This is a genomic window from Paracoccus sp. FO-3, assembly GCF_006386455.1.
Lineage (GTDB): Bacteria > Pseudomonadota > Alphaproteobacteria > Rhodobacterales > Rhodobacteraceae > Paracoccus > Paracoccus versutus.
Genome location: NZ_VCBQ01000149.1, coordinates 1 through 8,657 on the forward strand (window position 1 = coordinate 1; position 8,657 = coordinate 8,657).

Here is an 8,657-nt window from a genome sequence, read left to right on the forward strand (position 1 = left end):
CTGCCGGAGTGAGCCTGTGAACGCCAGCGGTTCGAGAGAACAGGCGAACGCGATTGTAGGCGCGGTCGCGGCCGACGAAGATCGTATCCACCGCCGTCTTCATGTTGTCGTAGATCCCACGAGCGCAGCCGCCGAAGAAGGCGAAGGCCTTGTCATGAGCGTCGAAGATCGAAGCCATCGCGGCGCCATCGGTCCGAACCCGATGGCTGAGGCTCCTGCGTCTCGCGCGGGCAGGCCCGGACAAACAGCATCCGGCTGTGGCAGAGGCGGACATGCGCCACCTTCACGGTGGTGGTCACCCCATCGATCACCACGATCTCGTGGCTCCGGTCGATGGGGTCGAGCCTCGCCCGGATCGAAGACCAGCGGCACACAGGCGGCGGCCGAAGCTTCCTGTTCTTCCCTGGACCACGAGGCCGCGTAACGCCGGACAGCATCGTAACCACTGTCATAGCCGAAGGACCGGAGTGCCTCGAAGATCCTGATCAGGGTCAGGCGTTCGCGCTTCGGCTTCCGGGCGTTTGCCGCCAGCATCTCGTCGAGCTTGGTTCTCCAAGGGCCGATCTTCGGCAGCGGCTGGATTGTCCGTTCATGGGTCAGTTCCGTCGCGCCGGACCGGATCACCTTCCGCACCGTTCGGCGTGGCCTCGAACCAATGGCGGCTCACGCCTCACTCCGCGAGACCCGAAACTCCCGGCAGATCTGCTTGATCGTCCTCTACTCCTGGAAATACGCCCGACGGATCTTCGCAGTCGTCTCCACAACCAGCATCCCGCACTGTGCCCCCGATGACCACGGGGGCATCATGACCATCAGTGAAAGAGGGGCCGTTTGGGAAGCCGATCACCCCGTTACGGGGGCAGTTGGCCATGCCGGCTTACATTTGACATGCCGACATGCAAATAAGGCCGGTCTCGGCCGGGAGGCCGGATTCCGGCCGTGCCACATGAAATTTCGAACACCGGCTCAAAATCGTCCTTCACGCAGGCGTGATGTGGGAATATGCACTATGCTGACCATGACGAATGATGGATTCTCTGGATAAAGGCCAAGATCTTTGCTGCCGTAGACATCCTTACCAGCGAGGAGACGCTTTCCGAGCGCACGACCAAGCTGCTGGCAATCATTTTTCTGCTTGTTGCCACTGCTCTATGCTTCAAGAACTATTCTGCGCCGAGCCTGCACTTTTTCTCGAAGAACTATTCGATCAAGCCCACCCTGATCTCCGGTGCCGCCGCATTGGCCATGCTGACGCCTCTTTATGCCCGTGGTATCCTCAGGTGGAGCAAATCGATCTATGGGCTGATCGTTTTTGTTCTGCTCTGGACCGTGTATTCGGGCGATCATATCCATCGCCCTGAATGCCAGTTCGGATATCCCCGAATATCTTGTTGCGGCGGCGACGCTCTTGTCCTGGCTCGGGATTCGTGGTGTGGCGGGTTTTGCGTGGATCCTTGCCTTCGCGGCCTGCATATTTTCGATCGTGAGCACGAGTGCAGCGACGAGCGCTTATGGCTATCTCTTTGACGTTTGCGCCTTCCTGGAGTGCATCCTTCACGCAGGGCTGAGTCCGGCGGATTTCGTCAGGGATGTCAGCGACGAATTCCACGCCAGAACAAAACCAGCAAGAGAGCGGATCGGCGAAGATGTCAGTGCCGCCGGCGAACTGGGGAAACGCTTCCTGTAAGCGGTTGCGTTACGGGCTTGCCAGCCGCGCACCCAGATCCCGCACCATCTGCTGCAGCCGATGGGGGGCCAGCACCTCGACCTCTCCACCCCAGCGGGCAAGATGCCAGGCTATTTCCTGCAGGCCGTCGGCGCGGAAACGCACGATCAGGCTGCCGTCGTCCTGCGGCTCGTGCCTCTCGGCAGGGTGGAAGCGATAGCTGGCTGCATCGCGGGCAACGCGCGGGGAAAAGCGCCGGACGATGCCCTCGGGTTCCTCCTGCCAGATCCCAGTTGTGGGCATAACTTTTCAGGTTGAAGCCCTGGGGCGCCACGAAAGGCGCGTTCGACAGCTCCATCTTCGACGGCGACCCAGATGGCCGACGAAGATCGTCTTGCGCAATTGTGCCATGATCGGCGGGTCAAGGTTTTCGTGCGAACCGGGACGCAGGGCAATCGTTGCCCGCCGAGCTCAAGGAACGGGGCGCCCGCCCTTTGCTTTGCTGCTCTCAGTCCAAAGCCTTGCATGCCTGGGCGATGGCGGCGCAGGCCGCTTCGATGATCTCCATCGAGGTTGCGGTCGAGATGCGGAAATAGGGTTCTAGCCCGTAGGCCCCGCCATGCACCGAGGCGACGCCCGCCGCTTCCAGAAGATACAGGCTGAAATCCAGGTCGTTCCTGATCGTCTTTCCGTCCGGCGTCCTCTTGCCGATCATGCCCGCGCAGCTGGGATAGAGATAGAAGGCGCCGTCCGGCAGGCTGCAGCTGAGGCCGGGAATCGCGTTGATCAGCGCATGGGCGCGGTCGCGCCGCTGGCGATAGACCGCCACGGCCTCGTCGACCGAGCGCTGGTCCGAGGTCAGGGCGGCGGCGGCCGCCGCCTGGCTGATCGACGAGGGGCAGGACGACATTTGCGATTGCAGCTTGTTGATCGCATCGATCAGCGCCAGCGGCCCGACGCCGTAGCCGATCCGCCAGCCGGTCATGGCATAGGACTTGGACACGCCGTTGACGACCAGGGCCTGCGGCTTCAGCTCGGGCAGGACGGTCAGGATGCTGCAGGGCTCGAAACCGGCGAACCAGATCCGGTCGTAGATTTCGTCGCAGAGGACCATCACATGCGGATGCCGCAGCAGCACCTGTCCCAGCGCCCGCAGCTCGTCCGCGCTGTAGGCGGCGCCGGTCGGGTTGGAGGGAGAGTTCAGGATCACCCAGCGGGTGTTCGCGGTGATCGCGGCCTCCAGCGCGTCGGGGGTCAGCTTGAAGCCGACCTCCTCGCCGCAGGGAACGATGACCGGCGTGCCGCCGTTGGCGATGACCATGTCGGGATAGGACACCCAATAGGGCGCCGGGACGATGACCTCGTCGCCGGGTTCGACGGTGGCCATCAGCGCCACGAACAGCACCTGCTTGGCGCCGCCGCCGACGCAGATCTCGTTGAGCCCGCAGTCGATGCCCAGCCGCGTCCTGAAGTCGTGCTGGATGGCCTTGCGAAGCTCGACCGTGCCGTTGACCGAGGTGTATTTCGTCTCGCCATTCTCCATCGCCCTGATGGCGGCGGCCTTGATGTGGTCGGGCGTGTCGAAATCGGGCTCGCCCACGGTGAGGTTGAAGATCCTGCGTCCCTCGGCCTGCAGGTCGCGGACCTTCTGCGCGGCGGCGGTGCTGGGCGAGACGCGGATGCTGGTGACGCGCGAGGCGAGTTTGATGTTGCTCAAGGCAATCTCCATCGGTGCGGATTGTTCGGATGCCGGCGGGGCGGCGCGTTACTTGTTGCCGGTCAGGATCACGTCGTCGCCCACGCGCTTGGCGGTGCGCAGGCCGCCGGGGACTTGCAGCGTCGGCAGCAGCTCGATCAGGTTGATGTTGACGTATTGCGGCGTCCCGACCGCATATTCCACGGCGTCGGCGATGTCCGAGACCTGCGGCATCTCGAAGCCTTCGTAATATTTGCGCTTCGCCTCGGCGGGGTCGATCTTCTCGACCTTGGCGAAGATGTCGGTCTCGACCCGGCCGGGGCTGATCTCGGTCACCCGGACCCGGCGGCCGAAGGCATCGACGCGCAATTGGCGCGAGACGGTATGCATCGCCGCCTTGGTGGCGTGATAGGCGATATGGCCGCCGAACTCGTAATGCCCGGCCATCGAGGTGATGTTGACGATATGGCCGCGGTCGCGCTCCATCATGCCCGGCAACAGCAGGCGGGCCAGGTGCAGGGCGGCGCGCAGGTTGACGTCGATCTGCTCGTCGATGTCGAAGGCGCTGGAGGTGAGGATGCTGCCCGGCCGCGATACGCCGGCATTGTTCACCAGCACGTCGATTTCCAGATCCTTCACCAGCGCGGACACGGCCTCGGTGTCGGAAACGTCGATCACATGCGGGATCGCGCCGCAATGCGCCGCCAGTTCCTGCAGCTTTTCGGCGTTGCGGGCCAGGGCGTGAACGGCCAGGCCCTTCGCGCGCAGCCGCTCGGCGATCGCCCAGCCCATTCCGCCCGAGGCGCCCGTTACCAATGCCGTCTTGTAATCCGCGAATGCCATGGTTCTGTCTTTCTTCTCGTGAATGCGCCGGGGGTCAGATGTGACGGGTCAGCGGGGCGATGGTCGCGCCGCCGGCCGTGATGCCTTTGCGCAGGCGCTGCGCCAGCTCGACGGCGCCCGCGGTGTCGGAATGGACCAGGATGGACTGCACCGGCATCGGGATGACCTGGCCGTCCACCGTGTCGACCTGCCGGTCGCGGATGACCCGCATGACGCGGGCCACCACCTGCTCGGCGTCGTGAATGACCGCCCCTGGCTGGCTGCGGGGGGCAAGCTGGCCGCTGGCCAGATAGCCGCGGTCGGCCAGGAACAGGCGGACCACGTTGCCGCCCATCTCCAGCGCGGCCTGTTCCAGGGCGCTGCCCGGCAGGACCAGGAACGCGATCTCGGGGTCGAAGGCCATGGTCGCGCGCGCCACTGCCGCCGCAATGGCGGGATCGGAGCTTGCGAGATTGCCAAGCGCACCATGCGGGTTCATGTGGGTGACGCGATGCCCGGCGCGGCCCGCCAGCCCGGCCAGCGCGCCCAGCTGATACAGCAGATGGCATTCCAGTTCCGGCAGGTCCATGTCCATCCGGCGGCGGCCGAAACCCATGCGGTCGGGAAAGCTGACATGCGCGCCCAGGTCGACGCCATGCTCCCTGGCCAGCCGGATCGTGCGGTCCATGATGACCGGATCGCCGGCATGGTAGCCGCAGGCCACGTTGGCCGAGCTGATCTGCGCCATCAGCGCCTCGTCGTCGGCGATGCGGTAGGGGCCGAAGCCCTCTCCCATGTCCGAGTTGATGTCGATGATCATGGCCTGGTCTCCAATGTCAGGACGGGGTCGCCGTGGCCGAACAGGGTGCCCGGCGCCGGGATGCCGGACGCTATGATGCCATCCGCCGGGGCGGTGACGGCGGCGCGGACGGCGCCCTGCGCGACATAGCCCAGAAGGTCGGCGGCGCGGACGGCGTCGCCGGGTGCGATCGCGGGCAGCCCGTCGTCGCTGCCGCGCGGCAGGAAGGTGCCGATATCGGGGCTGCACGCGGCGGCGGTGGCGGTCGCGGGCTTTGCCTCGGCCGCGGTGGCCGGTGCGGGCCCGGCCGGCAGGGCCAGGCGCAGGAACATGTCCCCGCCCTCTATTTCCAGCGTGCCGACGCCATGCGCGCGCATCGCGTCCAGAAGCCGGGCGAGGTCTTGCTTGTCGAACATCAGAGCCATCCCCTCTGCCGGGTCAGAAATCCTTCCAACTGCGTGCGAATCCCGGCCAGCCATTCCTGTTGCGTCCTTGCGGCCAGGGCCGCCTCGGCCAGCGTCACCTGGCGAAAGCGCAGGCGGTCGCCCGGCCGGGCCTGCGCGATGCGCCACAGGTCGGGCTCGATGACCGCCGCGATCTTGGGATAGCCGCCCATGGTCGCGGAATCGGCCAGCTGGATGATCGGCTGCCCGCCGCCCGGCACCTGCACGATCCCCGGCGCGATCCCGTGCGAGCGCAATTCGCCGGACGCCTCATAGGCCAGGGTCTCGCCTTCCAGCCGATAGCCCTGGCGGTTGCTTTGCTGGCTGACCGTGTAGGGCGTGGTCCAGAACGCCTCGCGCGAGGCCGGGGCGAAATCCCCATGCTCGGCCGAGGGCAGGGCGCGCAGTTCGATCTCTGCGGCACCCGCGGCGCGCAGCGCGGGCATGGTCAGGCTAAGCCCCAGAGGCGGCAGCGGCAGCGTCTCCGACGCGGCGCGCAGCACGTCGCCGGCGGCAAGGACGCGGCCTTCGAGCCCGCCGAAGCCTTCGCGCAGTTGCGTGCTGCGCGAGCCCAGCACCGCCGGCACGTCGATCCCGCCGGGCAGCGCCAGATAGCTGCGGGCGCCGGATGTCATCGGGCCAAGCTCCAGCACATCGCCCGCAGCGGCCATGCCCGCCCAGACGCGGGGCAGGGGTCGTCCGGCCAGCGTCGCGCCGCAGGCCGCGCCCGCCAGCGCAAAGGCCCCGGCCTGCCGGAACCGGAACCGCGCCGGGGTCAAGGGGATCTCCAGCGTCGCGGCATCGACGTCATTGCCCAGCAGCATGTTCGCGACGCCGTGCGACAGGGCATCCATGACGCCGGCGCGGCCAAGGCCCTGCGACCAGTAGCCGTCGCGCCCCAGATCCTGCACCGTCGCGGCGGGCGGAATGAACAGAACCTCGATCATGCCTTGACCTCAACGGGGTTGAAGCGGATCCGGTCGCCGGGCCGCAGCAGCGCGGCGGGCGTGCGCTCGGGGTCGAAGAAGGACAGGTCGGTGCTGCCGATGGTGTTCCAGCCGCTGGGGCCCGCCGAGGCCGAGACCCCGGTCTGCAATCCCGCCAGCGACAGCGATCCGCCCGGCAGCCGGGGCAGCGGCACCTTGCGCCGCGGCGTTTCCAGCCGGGGATCGAGACCGCCCAGATAGCAATAGCCGGCATGGCTGCCGACCGCATAGACGGTGTATTCCGGCGCGGCATGCAGGCGCACGACCTGATCCACGGGCAGGCCGGTCATCCCGGCCACCTCGGCCAGATGCGGGCCGTCATAGGCCATGTCGATCGCCAGAAGCCGGCCCTCGACCTGCTTGCGGATGCCGCTTTTCCACAGCGCGGCCAGATCCCTCTCGATCCGGTCCAGCCCGGTCGGGACATGGTCCAGAAGCAGGGTGACATTGGTCATGCCAGGCACGGCCTCGCGGACACCCTTCCAGGTGGCGGCCTCGTCGGCGATGGCCCAGATGCGCTGCTGGTTGGCGAGATCGAACGGGCAGGAGGGCTGGAACAGCACCGCCCGGCTGCCGATCATGGAGAGCTTCGCGTCAGGCATGGCGGGACTTCCGTGCTTCGAGCCAGTGTTCGAGATGGTGGATGCTGACCCCCCCGGCCGAAAAGCCGGGGTCCGCCAGCATCTGCCGGTGCAGCGGGATATTGGTCGAGACGCCGGCCACCCGCGCCTCGTCCAGCGCGGTGCGGGCGCGGGCCAGCGCTTCGTCGCGGTCGGCGCCATGGGCGATGATCTTGCCGATCATCGAATCGTAGCTCGCCGGGATCACCGAGCCGGCGCCGACATGGGTATCCACGCGGATGCCCGGCCCGCCCGGCACATGCATCGCCGTGATCCGGCCGGGGCTGGGGGCGAAGCTGTCCGGGTCCTCGGCATTGATCCGGCATTCGACGGCATGGCCCAGGGTGCGCACCTGTTCCTGGGTGATCGGCAGCGGGTTGCCGCGCGCCACGTCGATCTGCATGGCCAGGATGTCCAGTCCCGTGACCATTTCCGTCACCGGGTGTTCGACCTGGATACGGGTGTTCATCTCGATGAAATAGAACTGCCCGTCCTCGAAGAGGAACTCGAAGGTGCCCGCGCCGACATAGCCGATCCGGCGGCAGGAGGCGGCGCAGCGTTCGCCGATTTCCGCGATCAGCGCGCGGTCGATCCCCGGCGCGGGGGCTTCCTCGATCAGCTTTTGGTGGCGGCGCTGCATCGAACAGTCGCGGTCGCCCAGCCAGAGCGCATGGCCATGCGCATCGGCAAGCACCTGGATTTCCACATGGCGCGGCCTTTCGAGGAATTTCTCGATATAGATGTCCGCATTGCCGAAAAAGCGGCTCGCCTCCTGCCGCGTGACCATGAAGGCGCCGGCCAGCTCGGCTTCGGCCCGCACGACGCGCATGCCGCGCCCGCCGCCGCCGCCGGCCGCCTTCAGGATGACGGGATAGCCGATCCCGGCGGCGATCCGGCGGATTTCCTCGGGATCGTCCGGCAGCACGCTGTCGGGGCCGGGCACGCAGGGCACGCCGGCGGCGATCATGGCGCGCTTGGCCTCGACCTTGTCGCCCATCATCCGCATGACCGAGGCGCTGGGTCCGACCAGCCGCCGGCCGGCCGCCTCGACGGCCTCGGCGAATTCCGGGCGTTCCGAGAGGAAGCCATAGCCGGGATGGATCAGGCCCGCGCCGCTGGCCTCGGCGGCCGCGAGAAGGGCGGGGATGTTCAGATAGCTCTTGGCGGCGGGCGCGGGACCGATGCAGATCGCCTGGTCGGCCAGCGGCAGCCATGCCGCGTCGCGATCCGCCTCGGAATGCGCGCAGACGACGCGCAGGCCCAGCCGGCGGCAGGCGCGGATGATGCGCAGGGCGATCTCGCCCCGATTGGCGACCAGCAGGCAGTCCATGTCGATCGCGGCCATCAGCGGATCCTCATCAGGGGCGCGCCGGCCTCGACCGTCGCGCCGTCGCCGACCAGGATGGCCTCGACGGTGCCTGCTTGGGGCGCGGGTATGGGGGTCATCATCTTCATCGCCTCGATGATGCAGATCGTCTGGCCGGCCTCGACGCGGGCGCCCGGCTCGACAAAGGCCGCCCCGCCGGATTCGGGGCGCAGGTGGCACAGGCCGGCCAGCGGGGCGGTGACGGCATCCGCCTCGGGTGCCGGGACCGGCGGCGCTGCCGCCGCGGCGGCGGGTGGCG

The 8,657-nt window shown here is 67.4% G+C and carries 10 protein-coding genes and 1 pseudogene; 1 reads left to right on the forward strand and 10 read right to left on the reverse strand.

All coding sequences use genetic code 11. The features are described 5' to 3' along the window. Positions 1-711, reverse strand: a pseudogene (locus tag FE811_RS24415) (hypothetical protein); the annotation flags it as partial. A gap of 601 nt (positions 712-1,312) precedes the next feature. Between FE811_RS24415 and FE811_RS24420 the strand changes: the two are divergent. Beyond that, positions 1,313-1,687, forward strand: a complete 375-nt coding sequence (locus tag FE811_RS24420; protein ID WP_139294063.1) for a hypothetical protein — start codon at positions 1,313-1,315, stop codon at positions 1,685-1,687. A gap of 9 nt (positions 1,688-1,696) precedes the next feature. Here FE811_RS24420 and FE811_RS24425 read toward each other — a convergent pair whose 3' ends face one another. From FE811_RS24425 to FE811_RS24465, 9 genes are all read right to left on the reverse strand, one after another. Next, positions 1,697-1,969 (reverse strand): WYL domain-containing protein, encoded by a 273-nt coding sequence (locus FE811_RS24425; RefSeq protein ID WP_072463278.1) that lies wholly within the window; start codon positions 1,967-1,969, stop codon positions 1,697-1,699. A gap of 205 nt (positions 1,970-2,174) precedes the next feature. Next, the gene (locus tag FE811_RS24430) at positions 2,175-3,383 is read right to left on the reverse strand and encodes an aspartate transaminase (RefSeq protein ID WP_370362703.1); all 1,209 of its coding nucleotides are present in this window, start codon (positions 3,381-3,383) and stop codon (positions 2,175-2,177) included. Positions 3,384-3,431: 48 nt separating this feature from the next. Beyond that, positions 3,432-4,205, reverse strand: coding sequence for an SDR family oxidoreductase (locus FE811_RS24435; protein WP_072463280.1), 774 nt, complete (start codon positions 4,203-4,205; stop codon positions 3,432-3,434). A 34-nt stretch (positions 4,206-4,239) separates the two neighbouring features. Beyond that, a complete protein-coding gene (locus FE811_RS24440) occupies positions 4,240-5,004 on the reverse strand; it encodes a LamB/YcsF family protein (protein ID WP_116221253.1) in 765 nt (254 codons plus the stop codon). Further along, positions 5,001-5,399, reverse strand: a complete 399-nt coding sequence (locus FE811_RS24445; RefSeq protein WP_116221252.1) for a hypothetical protein — start codon at positions 5,397-5,399, stop codon at positions 5,001-5,003. Before FE811_RS24445 ends, FE811_RS24440 begins: the two co-directional genes overlap by 4 nt. Next, on the reverse strand, positions 5,399-6,373 hold the full coding sequence (locus FE811_RS24450; protein WP_116221251.1) for a biotin-dependent carboxyltransferase family protein: 975 nt from the start codon (positions 6,371-6,373) through the stop codon (positions 5,399-5,401). Before FE811_RS24450 ends, FE811_RS24445 begins: the two co-directional genes overlap by 1 nt. After that, on the reverse strand, positions 6,370-7,014 hold the full coding sequence (gene pxpB, locus FE811_RS24455; protein ID WP_072463283.1) for a 5-oxoprolinase subunit PxpB: 645 nt from the start codon (positions 7,012-7,014) through the stop codon (positions 6,370-6,372). The genes FE811_RS24450 and pxpB overlap by 4 nt, the downstream gene beginning before the upstream one ends. Then, positions 7,007-8,377, reverse strand: coding sequence for an acetyl-CoA carboxylase biotin carboxylase subunit (accC, locus tag FE811_RS24460; RefSeq protein WP_116221250.1), 1,371 nt, complete (start codon positions 8,375-8,377; stop codon positions 7,007-7,009). The genes pxpB and accC overlap by 8 nt, the downstream gene beginning before the upstream one ends. Beyond that, a partial coding sequence (locus FE811_RS24465) for an acetyl-CoA carboxylase biotin carboxyl carrier protein subunit (RefSeq protein WP_305034200.1) occupies positions 8,377-8,657 on the reverse strand: 281 nt, incomplete at its 5' end. The genes FE811_RS24465 and accC, both read right to left, overlap by 1 nt.

Coding starts and splice junctions, on each gene's coding strand:
- FE811_RS24450 (WP_116221251.1), bottom strand. CDS start 6,373: ATGATCGAGGTTCTGTTCATTCCGCCCGCCGCGACGGTGCAGGATCTG.
- FE811_RS24445 (WP_116221252.1), bottom strand. CDS start 5,399: ATGTTCGACAAGCAAGACCTCGCCCGGCTTCTGGACGCGATGCGCGCG.
- accC (WP_116221250.1), bottom strand. CDS start 8,377: ATGGCCGCGATCGACATGGACTGCCTGCTGGTCGCCAATCGGGGCGAG.
- FE811_RS24425 (WP_072463278.1), bottom strand. CDS start 1,969: ATGCCCACAACTGGGATCTGGCAGGAGGAACCCGAGGGCATCGTCCGG.
- FE811_RS24435 (WP_072463280.1), bottom strand. CDS start 4,205: ATGGCATTCGCGGATTACAAGACGGCATTGGTAACGGGCGCCTCGGGC.
- pxpB (WP_072463283.1), bottom strand. CDS start 7,014: ATGCCTGACGCGAAGCTCTCCATGATCGGCAGCCGGGCGGTGCTGTTC.
- FE811_RS24440 (WP_116221253.1), bottom strand. CDS start 5,004: ATGATCATCGACATCAACTCGGACATGGGAGAGGGCTTCGGCCCCTAC.